Source organism: Brevundimonas lutea (genome assembly GCF_003704105.1).
GTDB lineage: Bacteria > Pseudomonadota > Alphaproteobacteria > Caulobacterales > Caulobacteraceae > Brevundimonas > Brevundimonas lutea.
Genome location: NZ_QUOQ01000005.1, coordinates 44322 through 60471, shown reverse-complemented (window position 1 = coordinate 60471; position 16150 = coordinate 44322). Strand labels below are relative to the sequence as shown.

Annotated in this window: 17 protein-coding genes; 11 read left to right on the top strand and 6 right to left on the bottom strand. The window is 68.9% G+C overall.

Annotated elements, in window-relative coordinates; all coding sequences use genetic code 11:
- Positions 1 to 10: 10 nt before the first annotated feature.
- The gene (gene glnD, locus EES48_RS10145) at positions 11 to 2647 is read left to right on the top strand and encodes a [protein-PII] uridylyltransferase (protein ID WP_122466382.1); all 2637 of its coding nucleotides are present in this window, start codon (positions 11 to 13) and stop codon (positions 2645 to 2647) included.
- On the opposite strand, the gene EES48_RS10140 is transcribed toward glnD, so the two are convergent.
- The 3 genes from EES48_RS10140 to EES48_RS10130 are packed head-to-tail and all read right to left on the bottom strand — an operon-like array spanning position 2644 to position 5345.
- The gene (locus tag EES48_RS10140) at positions 2644 to 3489 is read right to left on the bottom strand and encodes an alpha/beta fold hydrolase (protein ID WP_122466379.1); all 846 of its coding nucleotides are present in this window, start codon (positions 3487 to 3489) and stop codon (positions 2644 to 2646) included. The two genes, glnD and EES48_RS10140, sit on opposite strands and share 4 nt — an antisense overlap.
- Before the next feature lie 30 nt (positions 3490 to 3519).
- Positions 3520 to 4809, bottom strand: coding sequence for a pentapeptide repeat-containing protein (locus EES48_RS10135; RefSeq protein ID WP_122466376.1), 1290 nt, complete (start codon positions 4807 to 4809; stop codon positions 3520 to 3522).
- A gap of 47 nt (positions 4810 to 4856) precedes the next feature.
- Positions 4857 to 5345 (bottom strand): Fur family transcriptional regulator, encoded by a 489-nt coding sequence (locus tag EES48_RS10130; RefSeq protein ID WP_122466373.1) that lies wholly within the window; start codon positions 5343 to 5345, stop codon positions 4857 to 4859.
- A 174-nt stretch (positions 5346 to 5519) separates the two neighbouring features.
- On the opposite strand from EES48_RS10130, the gene EES48_RS10125 reads away from it, so the two are divergent.
- On the top strand, positions 5520 to 6341 hold the full coding sequence (locus tag EES48_RS10125; RefSeq protein WP_122466371.1) for a hypothetical protein: 822 nt from the start codon (positions 5520 to 5522) through the stop codon (positions 6339 to 6341).
- A gap of 21 nt (positions 6342 to 6362) precedes the next feature.
- Here the strand turns inward: EES48_RS10125 and EES48_RS10120 are convergent, their stop codons facing one another.
- Complete coding sequence (locus EES48_RS10120) at positions 6363 to 6845, bottom strand: hypothetical protein (protein ID WP_122466368.1); 483 nt, start codon at positions 6843 to 6845, stop codon at positions 6363 to 6365.
- A gap of 138 nt (positions 6846 to 6983) precedes the next feature.
- Here EES48_RS10120 and EES48_RS10115 point away from each other — a divergent pair, with 138 nt between their 5' ends.
- A complete protein-coding gene (locus EES48_RS10115; protein ID WP_122466365.1) occupies positions 6984 to 7325 on the top strand; it encodes a TFIIB-type zinc ribbon-containing protein in 342 nt (113 codons plus the stop codon).
- A 13-nt stretch (positions 7326 to 7338) separates the two neighbouring features.
- Here EES48_RS10115 and EES48_RS10110 read toward each other — a convergent pair whose 3' ends face one another.
- The gene (locus EES48_RS10110; RefSeq protein WP_122466363.1) at positions 7339 to 9057 is read right to left on the bottom strand and encodes a hypothetical protein; all 1719 of its coding nucleotides are present in this window, start codon (positions 9055 to 9057) and stop codon (positions 7339 to 7341) included.
- Positions 9058 to 9245: 188 nt separating this feature from the next.
- On the opposite strand from EES48_RS10110, the gene EES48_RS10105 reads away from it, so the two are divergent.
- From EES48_RS10105 to EES48_RS15265, 6 genes are all read left to right on the top strand, one after another.
- The gene (locus tag EES48_RS10105; protein ID WP_122466361.1) at positions 9246 to 9953 is read left to right on the top strand and encodes a response regulator transcription factor; all 708 of its coding nucleotides are present in this window, start codon (positions 9246 to 9248) and stop codon (positions 9951 to 9953) included.
- Positions 9922 to 11553, top strand: a complete 1632-nt coding sequence (locus EES48_RS10100; RefSeq protein ID WP_122466359.1) for a sensor histidine kinase — start codon at positions 9922 to 9924, stop codon at positions 11551 to 11553. The genes EES48_RS10105 and EES48_RS10100 overlap by 32 nt, the downstream gene beginning before the upstream one ends.
- Entirely contained in the window at positions 11553 to 11987 is a 435-nt protein-coding gene (locus EES48_RS10095) for an HPr kinase/phosphorylase (RefSeq protein WP_122466356.1), read from the top strand. The genes EES48_RS10100 and EES48_RS10095 overlap by 1 nt, the downstream gene beginning before the upstream one ends.
- Before the next feature lie 71 nt (positions 11988 to 12058).
- Entirely contained in the window at positions 12059 to 12463 is a 405-nt protein-coding gene (locus EES48_RS10090) for a PTS sugar transporter subunit IIA (protein ID WP_122466354.1), read from the top strand.
- Positions 12460 to 12738, top strand: coding sequence for an HPr family phosphocarrier protein (locus tag EES48_RS10085; protein WP_122466351.1), 279 nt, complete (start codon positions 12460 to 12462; stop codon positions 12736 to 12738). Before EES48_RS10090 ends, EES48_RS10085 begins: the two co-directional genes overlap by 4 nt.
- Positions 12739 to 12797: 59 nt before the next feature.
- Positions 12798 to 13976, top strand: a complete 1179-nt coding sequence (locus EES48_RS15265) for an aspartyl/asparaginyl beta-hydroxylase domain-containing protein (RefSeq protein ID WP_122466349.1) — start codon at positions 12798 to 12800, stop codon at positions 13974 to 13976.
- Here EES48_RS15265 and EES48_RS10075 read toward each other — a convergent pair.
- Positions 13973 to 14302 (bottom strand): hypothetical protein, encoded by a 330-nt coding sequence (locus EES48_RS10075; protein WP_122466917.1) that lies wholly within the window; start codon positions 14300 to 14302, stop codon positions 13973 to 13975. The two genes, EES48_RS15265 and EES48_RS10075, sit on opposite strands and share 4 nt — an antisense overlap.
- Positions 14303 to 14446: 144 nt before the next feature.
- Here EES48_RS10075 and EES48_RS10070 point away from each other — a divergent pair, with 144 nt between their 5' ends.
- Entirely contained in the window at positions 14447 to 15208 is a 762-nt protein-coding gene (locus EES48_RS10070; RefSeq protein ID WP_122466346.1) for an electron transfer flavoprotein subunit beta/FixA family protein, read from the top strand.
- The gene (locus EES48_RS10065; RefSeq protein ID WP_122466343.1) at positions 15208 to 16137 is read left to right on the top strand and encodes an electron transfer flavoprotein subunit alpha/FixB family protein; all 930 of its coding nucleotides are present in this window, start codon (positions 15208 to 15210) and stop codon (positions 16135 to 16137) included. Before EES48_RS10070 ends, EES48_RS10065 begins: the two co-directional genes overlap by 1 nt.
- Positions 16138 to 16150: the final 13 nt, after the last annotated feature.

The window sequence follows — 16150 nt, the reverse complement described above, 5'->3', positions numbered from 1 at the left end:
CGGGGGGCCGATGAGCGACGACGTCGTCCTCGCCGACGCCGCCCGGTCGGCCAAGCCCCGCGCCGCCATCACCGCCATTCTCTTCGAGCAATGGGATGCCGCGCGCCACAAGGCTCGGGCCAGACTCGAGGCCGGGGTGCCCGGCGTCGAGGTGGCGCGGCTCTATGCGGCGGCGGCGGACGGGGTGATCGACACCCTGTGGCGCTTCACCGCCGAGCATCTGCATCCCGCGCCCAATCCGACCGAGGCCGAACGGCTCAGCGTGCTCGCAGTCGGCGGCTATGGCCGGGGCGTGCTGGCCCCCTTCTCGGATCTCGACCTTGTATTCCTCCGCCCGTGGAAGACAACCGCTCGCAGCGAGACCCTGACCGAGTTCATGCTCTATGTGCTGTGGGACCTGGGCGCCAAGGTCGGATCGGCGGTGCGATCGGTCGACGAAGGGCTGAAGCTGGCCCGTTCCGACATGACCGTCCGCACCGCCCTGCTGGAAGGTCGGGTGATCGCCGGGGACACCGAGCTGGGCGACAGCTTCCTGGCCCGTTTCCGTCGCGAGGTGGAGAAGGCCGACCCGCGGCCCTTCATCGCCGCCAAGCTGGCCGAACGCGACCTGCGCCATCAGAAGGCCGGGGCGGTACGCTACCGGGTCGAACCCAACGTAAAGGATGGCAAGGGCGGCCTGCGCGACCTCAACGCCCTGTTCTGGATCGCGCGTTCCCTGTCGCCGGACAGTCCTCTCGGCGAGGCAACCCTGCGAGACATGCTGACGGGCCGGGAGCGGCGGCTGTTCAGGGAGGCGTTCGACTTCCTGTGGTCGATCCGATGTCATATTCACCTGACATCCGGCCGAGCCGAGGAAAAGCTGACCTTTGACCTGCAGCCCGAGGTGGCGCGGCGCATGGGCTGGCGCGGACGCGGCGACGAGCCGGCGGTCGAACGCTTCATGCGCCGCTATTTCATCGTCGCCCGCGACGTCGGCGCCCTGACCCGCGCGGTGTCGGCCCAGCTGGAGGCGCGGGGCCAGAAACAGGCGGGCGGCCTGGCCAGGCTGGACCTGACCCGGTTGATCCCGCGTCGCCGAAAGCTTCTGGATGACCCCGCCTTCGTCGCCGAGGGCGGCCGCCTGACCGTGGCCGGGCCTGACGTCTTTTCCGAGGACCCCACGCGGCTGATCCGCCTGTTCGCCGCCGCCGACGCCCAGGACCTCGACCTGCATCCCGACGCCTTTTCGGCGGTGACCCGATCGCTGGGTCTGGTCAGCCCGGCGCTGCGTCGCGATCCGGAGGCAGGCGAGGCCTTTCTGCAGGTGCTTGCCCACGGACAGAGACCCTATCGGGTCCTTTCGATCATGAACGAGACCGGCCTGCTCGGCCGCTTCCTGCCGGAATGGGGGCGGATCGTCGGCCAGACCCAGTTCAACATGTACCACGCCTATACGGTCGACGAGCACACGCTCCAGGCCATCGGCGTCATCAATGACATCGCCCGGGGCAAGCTGAAGGACGACCACCCCCTGGCCTCGGTCATCGTGCACCGCATCGCCGATCCGGAGGTGCTCATGCTGGCCATGCTGCTGCACGATGTCGGCAAGGGCGGCGACCGGGGACAGCTTGAGGACGGCGAGATCGCCGCGCGGCGCGCCTGCGAGCGGCTGGGGCTGGACCGGCGCCGGGCCGAGCTGGTCGCCTGGCTGGTGCGCCACCATCTGGCCCTGTCGGATTTCGCCCAGAAGCGCGACACCTCCGACCCCGCCACCGTGCGCGCCTTCGCCGAACTGGTCGGCGATCCCGAGCGCCTGCGGATGCTGCTGGTCCTGACCGTGGCCGACATCCGCGCCGTCGGGCCGACCGTCTGGAACGGCTGGAAGGGCCAGCTGATGCGGCAGCTCTACGCCGCCACCGAGGCGCTGTTCCGCGGCGAAGATGCGCCCACGGACGAGCCGGATCCTGAGCAGCTGGCCCTGGTCGCGCGCGCCGAATCTTCGGGCGGCGCAGTGCTGGCCCGGCCCGGTCAGGTCGACGCCACCGAGGTGGCCATCGCCGCTCGCGACCGAACCGGCCTGTTCGCCGAGATCGCCGAGGTCATGGCCTCGGCCGGGGCCGATGTGGTGGGCGCCCGGCTGCAGACAGCGCCGGACGGAGCCGTGCTCGACCGGATCCTGATTCAGGACGGCGCCGGCGCCCCCTACGGCCGGGCCGAGCCGCGCCGGCTGAAGGCGCTTGTCTCGGACCTCGAGCGCGTCGCGCGCGGCGAGTCAGCTCCGCGCCGCCGCGGCGACCCCACGCCCTCCGCGCGGCGGGCCGCCTTTGACGTGCGGCCGGTGGTGATGATCGACAACCAAACCAGCGAGGCGGCCACGGTGGTGGAGGTCTCCGGCGCCGACCGGCCGCGTCTGCTGGCCGACCTGGCCCGGGTCATTGCAGATCAGGATCTGTCGATCCGGTCAGCCCACGTCGCCAGCTTCGGCGAACGGGCGGTCGACAGCTTCTATGTGGTGGCCGCCGACGGTCGCCGCCTGACCTCGAAATCCCGACTGGCGGCGCTGACAGAGGCGCTGACCGCCGCCGTCGAACGCGCGCCGGAACCGTCGTCAAGCCGGCCCCGGGCCCGCGCCTCCATGCGCGATGTCTCGGAACTCAGACCGGGCTAGATCAGAGCGCGTGCGAGAAAGGCGCGCGTCGGTTCCGCATGGGTGAGAGGGAACATGTGCCGCGCGCCCTCCAGGGTCTCGACGGCCGCGTTCGGCAGGCTGGCCCTGGGTGCGGTAAACGTCGACCCGCTCTCGGCCTTCAGGATCGAGACCGGGGCCGGGGAACGCCGGATCGCCCGCCAGGCGTCATGGCCTTGGGCGGCGTAGTTGGAAGCCTCCCATTCGGTCGAGCAGGCCAGGCGGACGCCGTCGCCGTCATCAAGAAAGGCGCTGTCGGCATAGTCGCGCAGGGTTTCTTCCGGCCAGCCGCGAAAGGCCCCGCGCCCGCGATAGGCCTCGACGGCCGCCTCGCGGCTGGCGAACCGGTCCCGCCGTCTCAAGGCCGCCGCCACGAAGGGATGCCGTCGCGCCCCCCGCCCGATCAGCGGCAACGTCAGCAGCCGCGAGGCGACCGGCGGCATAACCACCGGATCGAGCAGGGCGAGACGCCTCACCTTGCCCGGCCGTCGGTGGGCGACCAGAGCGGCGATCGTGGCGCCCATCGAATGGCCCGCCAGCACCACTGGACGCTTCAGCCCATCCAGCAGCGTCGCCACGTCCTCGGCATGGTCAGACCAATCCCTCCGCCCGGTCGTCGAGGTGGGTAATCGGCTCGCCCCGTGGCCACGCAGGTCCGGAGCCACGACCCGCAGATCGGTCGCCAGCGGGCCCAGCAGGGCGCGGTAGGTTCCAGCGCTGAAGCCGTTGGCGTGCAAGAACACCATCGCCACCGGCGCCGACTGGGGTCCAAAGACGTGCACGGCGAGCCCGGAAACGTCGGGCGGTGAGGCGGCGGTCGTCATGAGCAGCGTCCGAAACGGCGGAGAGCCGACCTAAGCGCTCCGGGCGAGGGGCGCCAGAGCCTCGGGCGCGGTCTCGGAGGGCTGGCGCTCGCCCGGTCGCACCACGGGGTCAAACTCGGCCATGGCCACTTCGGCGCCGTCGAACCGCGCTCCGGCCAGTTCGGCGGCGAGCAGGCGCGCACGGGTCAGATCCGCCCCCGCCAGGTTGGCTCCGCGCAGCACGGCGCGGCACAGATCGGTCCGCGCCACCCGCCCCGCTCCGACCGTCAGCGGCGACAGGCGCGCGCCGCGCAGATTCGCTCGGGTCAGCAGGGCGCCGGCCAGTCGGGCTCCCCTGAGATCGGCGCCCGACAGATCACACTGCCTCAGGTCCGCGCCGCTCAGATCCGCGCCCTGAAGACGGCAGCCGGACAGATCCATGCCGAAGAACACCCCGCCCGGCGCGCGGATCGCGGCCAAGCGACGCCCGCGCAGCCGTCCGAGGCCGCGAAAATCGGCGCCCGGCAGGTGAGCAGCCCGGCCCTCCACCCCTTCGGTGTCGACCCATTCCTGATGCTCGGCGACCAACTGATGCAAGGGCTCCTCGTCGATGAAGACGATGGCCGGCGGCGCGGTCAGCAGTCCCTCGAGGTCCGCGCCCGCCATCCCTGCGCCGGACATGTCCACACCGGTGGCCAGGGCGCCCCGCAGGCTGGCCCCCCCCAGGTCAGCGCCCGTGACCCGAGCGCCCGACAGATTGGCCCCATCCAGCCGCGCGTCGGTCATCTGGGCGCCCGTCAGGTCGGCGCCCTTGAGGTCGGTGTCGCGCAGATCGACGACCCGACCGCCGCCGGCCCCCAGTTGCACATCGTCGAAGGTCGCGCCCGAGGCCACGGCGTAGTCCAGGCCGCCCTCTCGCGCCTCATGTTCCAGTATCTGAAAGCCGTGGACCGTGTTCTGAACGGCGATCCGACCTTCGCGCAGATCGGCGCCGGCCAGCCGCGCCTCACACAGATTGGCGCCACGTAGGGCCGCACCCCTGAGATCGGCCCCCTCCAGGCTGGCGCCGCGAAGATCGGCCCCGGCCAGGCCGGCCCCGAACAGGATGGCTCGGTCAAGCCGCGCCCCGGCCAGAGCGGCGTCGGTCAGCCAGGCCCCGCTCAGGTCCGCGCCCCGAAGATCGACCCCGTCCCAGACGATCTGGCGCAGGTCGGCATGAGAGAGATCGGCACGGCAGCCGCCGGTTTCGCCGTCCGCGAAGCGGGCGTGGTCGCGAACGATCCGGTCCAGTTCGCAGGGATCGATCTGACGCAGCAGGGGACGGTCGGACGCGGGCGGCATGCAGCGAAGTATAGCGAGGCCGACTTAACCAACCCCTCCAGGCGGCGTCAGGCGCCGCAGGCCTCGCACCGGCCATGACCCTCGACCGTGACGTGACCCAGGGAGAAGCCGGCCTCTCGCGCCGAGGCCTCCAGGCCGCTGCGTGGCATGGCCACCTCGCGCGTCGTTCCGCAGCAATCGCAGATCAGGAAGGCCGCGGAATGGTCAGCATCCGCATGAACGCAGGCCACATAGGCGCTGATGGACGCGATCCGGTGCGCCAGACCCATGCGCGACAGGAAATCCAGGGCGCGATAAACCGTGGGCGGCTTGGCCACGCCGCCCTCGCCGTCTGGGGCGTCGTTGAACGCGGCGATCAGATCATAGGCCTTCACCGGCTCACCGGCTTGCAGGAGCAATTCCAGCACGCGTCGACGCGGCGTGGTCATACGCTCGCCTGCCGCGCGGCAGGCGCCTTCGGCCGCGTCCAAGGCCGCGATCAGGCCGCCGCCGTGCAGGCCGCTGTCCGGATGATGATGCTCGCAGGCGGCGCCCATGGCCTACAGCTAGACACCGCAGTGTCCGAAAACAACTGACAGCACCCTCGTCTCGCCCCTCAGGCGACTGCTCGAAGCCCGATGACGCGGCATTTCCCGCCACGGGAGAAAGCCGAACCCAATGGTTAAGACGGCGTTAACCTCGCCGTTCAGGTTTAATCGGAGGCTGCCCTCGTGAAACGTCCCATCATCCTCGCCCTGGGAGGCGTCGCGGCGCTGGCCCTCTCCGCCGGCTCGGCGCTGGCCGACGGCTACGCCCGTGGTCAGGTCGGCGCGCCGCAAGTCCGCCAGCAGGTGCGCGTCCACGACGCGGCGCCGCGTGTCAGCCATAGCACAACCACGGCGCACCGCTGGAACGCCGCCTCCGGCATTCATCGCAGCGCCTACGGCTACGGCCATGGCGGATCCAACTACGGCCATGTGACCGGCTACAGTCACGGCTACACCGGCGTCGGCTACCCGCGCGCCCGGGTCGAGACCCAAACCGTCGTGCGCCGCTCCGGCGGCTATTACGGCGATGCCGGCTATCGCGGCGGCTACTACGGCTACGGCTATGACGCGGGCGGGGCGCGCGGCGCCCAGGTCGACGACCAGTCACGGTACTTCGATTACAGGTACCGGGCCTCGACCGATCGGGTCCGTCAGGGCTTCGGCCGCTATCAGGGCGGCTACGCAACCGCCTACTACGGCGGCGGCGATTACGGCGGTGGCGGCGACGGGTACAGCTACACCACCGACTACGGCGATCGCGGCGGCCGCTACGGCTACAGCGAGGAGCGGACCTACGGCGATTACGGCTACGGTCGGGGCTATGACGGCGGCGAGTACGGCCGGGACTGGAACGACGATCGTCGTGGGGACCGGGACGACCGCTGGGATCACGGTCGCGACCGGGGACACGACCGCCGCGGCGATGACGACCGTCGCGAGCATTGGTCGCGCCACGAAGGCCAGGACGGCCGTCGCTGGGAATGCAACTGCCGCGAAACCTGGTGAGGTTGAAACCCGACCGGCGGCTCAGGCCTCCGGTCGGGTGATCGTCTGCGCGAAACAGTCGGCCAGGGCCACCGGCATGTCCGGATCAAGGCCACGAGCCCAGGCGGCGATCTCCGCCTGATCCTCGGGCTCGGCCATACCGCCCCAGACCTCAAGAAAGCGCGGCTGCCCGTCCACCCGCCGGATGAAATAGACGCCGCGCTCGCGTTCGGCCGGAGTGGCCCAGACGGCCAGCCAGTCGCCGACCTCCATGCGCCGTTCAACCGTGACGGCGCCGGCCTCCGGACCCGCCTCAGCCTCGATCCAGGCTTTCAGCTCCGCCTCATGCTGCGGGATCAGCGACTGATCCACGCGCGCGCAGACGCCGCGACCTGGCGACATCGCCGGCTCACGTTCCACGACGACCGGGGCGGGCTGACCAGCTTGCGTCGGCGCCGCGGCGCCGGATGGCGCCGGAGAACAGGCCGCGGCGGCAAGGGCGAGGATGGAAAGCGATCGGATCATGACGAGCTGACTCCTTGGCGATGACGTCATCCTGACACGGCGCCGTCCCGGAAACATCCTCCGTCCGCGACGTTTCGACCGATTGCAGCCGATCCCCGGCGCGCGCCATCTGCCGTCAGCAGCCACGAGGATCTTTGAATGCCGCTCCTGATGTGTCCTAACGACTCCGCCTCGATGACCACGGTCGAACGGTCCGGGGTCCAGTTCGACATGTGCCCCCAATGCCGGGGTGTGTGGCTGGATCGCGGCGAGTTGGAAAAACTGATGGCCGCCAGCCAGCAGGAGGCTCTGGCCTCGGCGCCGCCTCCGGCCCAGCCCGCCTATGCGCCCCCGCCGCAGCAGCCCTATCCGCCGCAACAGGCGCCGCAGCCCTGGGGTCGCGACAGCCGCGGGTACGACGACCGGCGCCGCTACGACGACGACGATTACAAACGCCACAAATACAAGAAGAAGCCGTCGATCTTCGACATCTTCGACTGACTTCTGGACGGTCTCAGGCGGCCAGCCCCACCGCCTGAAGCATGGGCTTCAACACGGCCACCTCACTGGGCTGGCTGGCCAGCGCCCCGCGCGTATCTGGCGAGCGCAGCAGTTTAAGCGCTTCGGCCCGGGCGCGATCGGCGACCGGCCCCAGAGGCGCCGTTTCGCCCATCGCCATGCGCAGCAGCAGGGCCAGCTTTTGCGACGGCGTGGCGCGCGACCGCGCGATCGCGGCCGTCAGCCCCGCCCTGGCCTCGAGGGTGGCGGCGAGCTGACCCAGCGCTTGGGCGATGTCGTCCGTGTCCGTCTCCGACAAGCCGGCGCCCCCGGCCTCCTTCTGCAGCCGGGCCAGTCGCTGCAGGCGGCGCGCCGGCGTGTCCTCATGCGCGGGCGACAGAAGGTCGCTCTCGAACTTCAGTGACGTGATGCTGGCCAGGAACCAGCGCGCCGCCGCCCGCTTGCTTGACGCCCCGGTGACGTTCTCGCACAGGCGGAGCAGCGCTTCGGCTTCGGCCGCCACGCCTTCGAAACAGCCGGTATACTGACCAACGAAATCAGCCGTCACCAGGCTTTTGGAGCGTTCCACGAATGCGGTCTGGACCTCCTCGGCGGTCAAGAGGGTATCGCCCGTCGCGGTCAGCAGCGTGGCCAGAACGCGCAGGACGTCGATCTCGCCGGCCGCATCACGCGGCTTGAGGCGGCGCGGCCCGCGCAGTTCGCGCATCATCTGACGTGCGAGCGTCGCCCGGGTCTGGGGGAGCAGGCCGCTGCCGAGACGCTCCGCCAGGCGTTTCGCGGCGCCTTCTATCACCGGAAGATCCTGCGCCACCGCCGGGCTGGCCTGAATCACCAGCGCCGTCTCATCCGGCGCCAGCATGGCGACCGTCGCGGCCATAACCGCCCCCGGATCAAGCGATGGGCCCAGGATATCCGCCATGGCCGCGCGCTGGGTGGCCATCTCCGCCAGGATCTGGTCCAGCACGATATAGACCAGCGCCTTGGCAGGCCCGGCGGGCGGCGCCGCCTCCGCCATGTCCATCAGGGCTTTCAGCCGGGCGCGCGGGCCCCGCACCTCGCACAGACGCCGGGCAATCGCGCCGCCCATCAGAAAGGCGCGATCGGACTCTCCAGCCAGCTTCTCGGCAGTTCGCGCCAGATCAGCCTTTGTCAGGTCGGGAAACCGCCCCTTGCGCTCGGTGGTGATGATCCGCGCGATCGTGGCCTCGGCCAGTTTCTGATAGTGGCGCACCAGATCGTGCACGGATTGGCCGGTGTCCTGGCTCTCCGGCACCGCCACCTTCTGGATGGCGTGCTGCAGCTCGACCCCCGAGGCGTCCAGCAGTTCCGCGAGATCGGCGCGGTGCAGCAGCTCGAAAACCGTGACACCCTGGCGGACAAGCCAATCCTCCAGAACCCGGCCGATCAGGTCTCGCGCATGGGGGGCGTAGACGTCGGTGGGAGACAGACAGTTCGACTGCTGCCCATCATCACGGACCAGCTTCTTCTTCTTCATCTCGGGCGCGCCCTTGGTCAGCACCGTGACGCTCTGGAACTCCATGGTGTCGGGATCCAGCGTCTCTTTGGTGACGCGAACCGCCACCACGTCGCCGTCGGCCAGCAGGGTTTCGGCCTGTTCGATCGCCTGCGACCGGTCCTCCGTGGCCATCTGCAGGCCCCAGGGCGCGGGCGCCGTCTTGCGCACATAGAGTTCGTAATGGATCGGACCGGCCATCGCACGCCTGCAGGAAAACTCAGCGGACCAGCCTTAACCACGCCCCTTTAAGACGGGGTTTCGATGCCGCCATTGACGTTTTCGGCCCGCGCGGTCCTAGTTTCGCCGCGGATCGAACGGTAACGCTTACCGGGCGTTTATGTCCGTCGCGCCCTGGCAGGAGCGCGCGAACGAGCCGAGGAGAGATCATGGCCAACATCACCCTGGTGGACGACGACGAGAACATCGTGGCCTCGGTGTCGCTCGCCCTGGAAAGCCACGGCCATACCGTGACCGCCTATCACGACGGCGCGGCGGGCCTGGAGGCGCTGGAAACCAGCCCGCCCGATCTGGCTATCCTCGACGTCAAGATGCCGCGCATGGATGGCATGGAAGTGCTTCGCCGGTTGCGTCAGACCTCGCAGATTCCGGTGGTCATGCTGACGTCCAAGGACGAGGAGATCGACGAGATCCTCGGATTCAACCTCGGCGCCGACGACTACATCCACAAGCCGTTCAGCCAGCGCCTGCTGATCGAGCGGGTCAAGGCGCTACTGCGCCGCACCGGCGCCGATGGCCAGGACGCCGAACCCATGGCTACAGAGGGCTCCGGCAAGGCGATTCGGCGCGGCAAGCTGGTGATGGACCCGGCCCGGCACGAATCCACCTGGGACGGCCAGCCGGTCAAGCTGACCGTCACCGAATTCCTGCTGCTCCAGGCCCTGGCCCAGCGCCCCGGCTTCGTGAAGAGCCGCGACAATCTGATGGACGCCGCCTACGACGATCAGGTCTATGTCGATGACCGCACCATCGACAGCCACGTCAAGCGCATGAGGAAGAAGTTCCGCTCGGTGGACCCGGAATTCGACGCGATCGAGACCCTGTATGGCGTCGGCTATCGATACCGCGAAAGCTGACGCGCCGCAGAGGCGGCAAGCCCCCGGCCGGGGCTGGCGCTTCCCCGGTTCGCGCCTCGGAGGCCTGATCCTCGCCCTGAATCTGCTCAGCCTGCTGATTCTGCTTGGGGGAGCGCTCACGCTGAACGAATGGCGCAGCAATCTGGTCGAGGCGCGTCTGGAATCCCTCACCTCCCAGGCGCAACTCCTCGCGGAACTGCTGTCGGACGGCGGAGTCACGGCGGGCGATCCGCAGCCGACGCTGAACCCGCTGCTGGCGTCCGAAGCCCTGCTGGACGTCTTTATTCCCCAGGGCCAGCGGGCGCGCATCTTTGACGGCGATGGCTTTCAGATCGCCGACAGCTATGTCGTCTCCAGTCGGATAGACGGCGAGCCCCTTCCTCCCGCCCTGCCGGCCGACGCTCCGCCTCCAAAGGCGGCCGACGGCGTGACACGCTCGGAGACGCGCCGCGCCCAGGCCGACGCCGAGCTCTATATGGAGGTCGCCGCCGCGCTCGAAGGCCAGCCGCAGTCGAGCCTGCGGCGCAATGAACTGGGTGACCGCGTCGTTTCGGTCTCCATTCCCATTCGCCACGTGCAGGCCGTGCTCGGCGTGCTGACCATCGAGGCCGGCGATGTCGACGAGACCCTGGCCGCGCAACGTCGCGCCCTCATCCCCTTCGCCCTCGTGGCGGTCGCCGTCACCCTGCTGACATCCCTGCTGATCCATCTGTTCGTGGCCCGTCCGATCCTGCGGCTCTCTTCGGCGGCGGACCACGTACGGATGCAGCGCAGCCGCGCCATCTCCTTGCCCGACCTCGAGGACCGGAAGGATGAAATCGGCAATCTGGCGCGGTCGCTCGAGACCATGACCGCGACCCTGTCGGACCGCATGGACGCCATTGAGGCCTTCGCCGCCGATGTCTCGCACGAGATCAAGAATCCGCTGACCTCGATCCGCTCGGCGCTTGAGACCCTGGATCTGATCGAGGATCCAGAGAAGAAGGCGCGGCTGATCGCCGTGGTCCAGGCCGACGTTCGACGGCTCGACCGGCTGATCACCGACATCTCCAACGCCTCGCGCCTCGACGCCGAGCTCAGCCGCGACGCTCCGCGTCCGGTCGACCTATCGAAACTGCTGGGTGAAATCGTCACCGTGTACGAGACCACGTCCAAGCCCGGTGAGGCGCCGGTACGGCTCATCGATCGTCTCGAACCGTCTCCCAAGGGCGGGCGTCCGCGCGGCGTGGTGGTCGGGCGCGAGACCCCGCTGGGTCAGGTCTTCCGAAATCTTATCGATAACGCCCGATCGTTCAGCCCACCCGGTCGGCCGGTCGCTGTCATCCTCGAGCGCGCCGAGGGCGAGGCGCTGCCCATCCGCGTCCGCGTCGAGGACGAGGGACCGGGCGTCCCTCCAGAAAACCTGGAGACGGTTTTCGAGCGGTTCTACACGTCGCGGCCCAAGGGAACGAAGTTCGGCGGTAACTCGGGCCTGGGCCTGTCCATCACTCGCCAGATCGTCGAGGCGCACGACGGCCGCGTCATCGCCGAGAACCGCACCGGCCCTGACGGTGGCGTGACAGGCGCCCGCTTCACCGTCGCCCTGCCCGAGCCTCGCTGATGGCCGCCATTCACGCCACCGTCGCCGCGCGGTCCGCGCCGTTCGGTTGGGGCGGGGTGGCGCTGGTCGGCAAACCGGGCTGCGGCAAGAGCGACCTTCTTCTTCGCCTGCTCGACGCCGGCTGGAGACTGGTGGCCGACGACTACGCTGAGATTTTTCTCTCGGCGGGGAGGCTTTACGCGCAGGCTCCCCCGGCCATTGCGGGTCGGATGGAGGTCCGCGGCCTGGGCATTGTTCCGCGTTCGCCCTTGCTTATGGCGCGTCTGGTCCTGGCCGTGACCTGCGACCAGGGGTCGCCCGAGCGCCTGCCGGAGCCGGAGCGACTGTCGCTTTCCGGCGGCTCTTTGCCCCTCATCCGCCTGTCGCCGCTGGAAGCCTCGGCGCCGGCCCGGGTGGCTGCGGCGTTCGACCGCTTCCGTTCCGGGATGGATTGACCTAAAAGGCGCCCTTTCGCGGGTTGGGGCTGACCCGGTTGCGTCGCCACGGGGCGGGAATTGCAAGCTTCATGATCGGCCTGGTCATCGTCACCCACGGGGGCCTCGCCTCCGAATTCCTCTCGGCCATGGAACATGTCGTCGGTCCCCAGCGCGGGGTCGCCGCCATATGCATCGGGCCCGACGACGATATGGAGCGGCGCCGCCGCGACATCGTCGAGGCCGCCTCGGCGGTCGACGACGGACACGGCGTGATCCTGCTGACCGACATGTTCGGCGGTACGCCGTCGAACCTGGCCATCTCCGTCATGGAGCAGACCAAGGCCGAGGTCATCGCCGGTCTGAACCTGCCGATGCTGATCAAGCTGGCCAGCGTGCGGGTGCGTGAGCCGCTCGAGACCTGTGTGGCCCACGCTCAGGACGCCGGCCGCAAATACATCTCCGTGGCCTCCTGGGTTCTGGCGGGGGAGAAATGAGCCAGGTCGCCAGGGGGACGGCCGACATCTGCAACGCGCGCGGCCTTCACGCCCGCGCCTCGGCCAAGTTCGTCAAGCTGGCATCCACGTTCGACAGCGACATCCGCGTCACCCGCGACGACCAGACGGTCAACGCCCTGTCGATCATGGGCCTGCTGATGCTCGGCGCCGGCATCGGCTGCGGCATTCACATCGAGGCCGAGGGGCCCGACGCCGAACAGGCGGTGGAGGCGCTGGTCGCCCTTGTCGAAGGCCGTTTCGACGAGGATCAGTAGCCCCGTCGTCCGCCATGTCAGCTTGACGAAGAACGCTGGTCGGGGGAACCCTGTGTCGTATGACCGACACGGCCGGCCTCGCCCGCCTTCAGTCCGCCGCCGATCAGGGGCTCGCCGCCCTTCGCGCCGGTGACTTCGCCGCCGCCGTCTCTCATCTCCGCCTTGTCGCCGACAGCGGCCGTGCCGACGCCGATGTGTGGCTGGCGCTTGCCTACGCCTGTCGCGGGGCGGAGGACGACCACGGCGCGCTGACCGCCGTTGATCAGACCCTGAAGCAACAGCCCCGGCACCTGCGCGGCCTGATTCTCAAGGGCGATCTCCTGACCCGGCGGTCCGATGTAAGGTCGGCGACGACCTTCTACCAAGCCGCCTTGCGCGCGGCGGACGGACAGACCCGGGCGCCCGACGTTATCGCCGACCTGCGCCGGGCCGAAGCGGTCGTCGCCGGCAGCGCCCGCGCCTTCGCCGATCACATCCGCAAGGGTGTCGCCGAGGCGGGGTTCGATCCCCAAACTTCCAGCCGCCGCTTCGCCCGATCCCTTAATCTCGCCAGCGGCGAGGGGCGAATCTATCGACAGGAGCCGAGGTATTATTTCTTCCCGGGACTTGCCGACATCGGTTTTCGCGACCGCGCCGACCTGCCGTGGATTGAGGCGCTGGAGGCGCGGACCGAAGACATTCGGGCCGAGCTGGTAGCCGAGCTGGCGCGCGGCGACGGCTTTGCGCCCTATGTCGAGGCGCGCGACAATCGCCCGAACCACGGCCAGGCCGGCATGATGGGCAATCCCGATTGGGGGGCGCTGTATCTTTGGAAGGACGGCGTCGAACAAGGGGGGGCGGCGCGTTTTCCCAAGACCATGGCCGCCCTGGCCGACCTCGACATGACGCGCATCGAGGAGCGCACGCCGTCGATCCTGTTTTCGCGCCTCAAGCCTGGTGCGCGCATTCCGCCGCACACCGGACTGGTCAACACCCGGCTGATCGGTCATCTGCCCCTGATCGTGCCCCCGGGCTGCGGCTTCCGCGTCGGCGATGAGACACGCCAATGGGTCGAGGGCCAGGCCTGGGCGTTCGACGACACCATCGAGCACGAGGCGTGGAATGACGGAGCCCAAGACCGCATCATTCTGATCTTCGACCTGTGGAAACCCGAAATCACGCCCGAGGAGAGGGCGCTGATCACCGCCCTGTTCCGGTCGATCGACGCCTATGGCGGCGCCGAGCGCTGGGACGCCTAACCTTCCTTGAGCGCCTCTCTCTGGGCGGCCGCCTCGGCGTCACGGGCGGCCTCTCCGGCCGCGATCCGCCGTTCGATTTCAACCAGATCCTGGGCCTGGCGGCGCGAGGCGGCTTCCCGGCTCTCTCCCGGTTCCCGCCCGGTGATGTCGGGGATGTAGATCGGGATGGCGCACTCCCGGCCCGACAGATCGTACCAGCCGCCCTCGGCCTCGCAGCGATCGCGCGGATCGGCGAAGAAGTGCTCGAAGGCGAAGATGCCGGCCAGAACCACCGCGAAACAGGCGGCGAACATCAGGGTCAGGCGTCTCATGCTCAGATTGCGCATGGGCTTCGGCTCCGGGTCGAGGTTCACGTCGCGTTACGTTGACAGCCCGCACGGGCCGTTCCATGTCCCCTGCCACACCATTGCGGCCGGTCTCTGGCGTTGGACCGGGTGACGGCCGCCTCGCACCAGAGAGGCTCCAAAGGCATGAAGGTTCTCGTCCCCGTCAAACGGGTGATCGACTCAAACGTCAAGGCGCGCGTCAAGGCCGACCAGAGCGGCGTCGACCTGGCCAACGTCAAGATGAGCATGAATCCCTTCTGCGAGATCGCGGTTGAAGAGGCCGTGCGCATGAAGGAAGGCAAGGGCCACGCCGCCGAGACGGCGTCGGAGATCGTGGTTGTCTCCATCGGCCCGGCCCAGGCGCAGGAGACCATCCGCACCGCCCTGGCCATGGGCGCCGATCGCGGCATCCTGATCCAATCCGATACGGATCTCGAGCCTCTGGCCGTGGCCAAGCTGCTCAAGGCCGTGGTCGAGGAGGAGAAGCCTGAGCTTGTCCTGATGGGCAAGCAGTCGATCGACGGCGACAACAATGCGGTGGGCCAGATGCTGGCGGCTCTGCTGGACTGGCCCCAGGCCACCTTCGCCGCCAAGATCGAGATCGGCGACGGCAAGGCGACAGTTACCCGCGAAGTGGACGGCGGCGTCCAGACCGTGGCGGTCCAGCTGCCTGCCGTGGTGACCACCGACCTGCGCCTCAACACGCCGCGCTATGCCTCCCTGCCCAACATCATGAAGGCCAAGAAGAAGGAGATCGCCACAAAGGCGGTCGCCGACTACGGCGTCGATGTGACGCCGCGCCTGACGGTCCAGAAGGTGACCGAGCCGCCCAAGCGCCAGGCGGGTGAAAAGGTCGCCGACGCCGCCGAACTGGTGGCCAAGCTAAAGTCCAAGGGAGTGCTGTAATGGCTGTTCTCGTCATCGCCGACCACGACGGACAAAGCGTCCGCGACACCACCGCCAAGACCGTGACCGCGGCGCAAAAGCTGGGCGGCGACATCGACATTCTGGTCGTCGGCCAGGGCGCCCAGGCGGCGGCCGACAGCGCGGCCAAGATTTCGGGCGTGCGCAAGGTGCTGCTGGCCGAGTCAGCCGAGCTGGGCAAGACCCTGGCCGAGGCGGTCGAGGCCACCGTCCTGCCGCTGGCCGACGGCTATGACGCCATCCTGACACCGGCCAATATGGACGGAAAGAACTTCGCGCCGCGCATCGCCGCCAAGCTGGATGTTTCCCCGATCTCCGACATCGTCGAGGTGATCTCGGCCGACACCTTCGTGCGTCCGATCTACGCCGGCAACGCGCTTGAGACGATCAAGAGCTCGGACGCCAAGAAAGTCATCACCGTCCGCCCCACCGCCTTCGATGCGGCCGCCGACGGCGGCTCCGCTTCGGTCGAAAACGTGTCGGGCGGCGAGGCTCCCAAAACCGATTTCGTCTCCGAGGAAATGGTCAAGTCCGACCGCCCGGAGCTGGGCGCGGCCAAGATCATCGTCTCGGGCGGACGGGCTCTGGGCTCGGCCGAGGAATTCCATGCCGTCATGGACCCGCTGGCCGACAGGCTGGGCGCCGCCGTCGGCGCCTCGCGCGCCGCCGTGGACGCCGGTTATGCCCCCAACGACTATCAGGTTGGACAAACGGGTAAGGTCGTCGCGCCGGAGCTCTACATCGCCATCGGCATCTCGGGCGCCATCCAGCACCTGGCCGGGATGAAGGACTCCAAGGTCATCGTGGCCATCAACAAGGACGCCGACGCCCCGATCTTTCAGGTCGCGGACTACGGCATCGTCGGCGACTACAAGACCGTGGTGCCGGAACTGATGACGGCGCTGGGCTGAGGCCCGGCGCCGG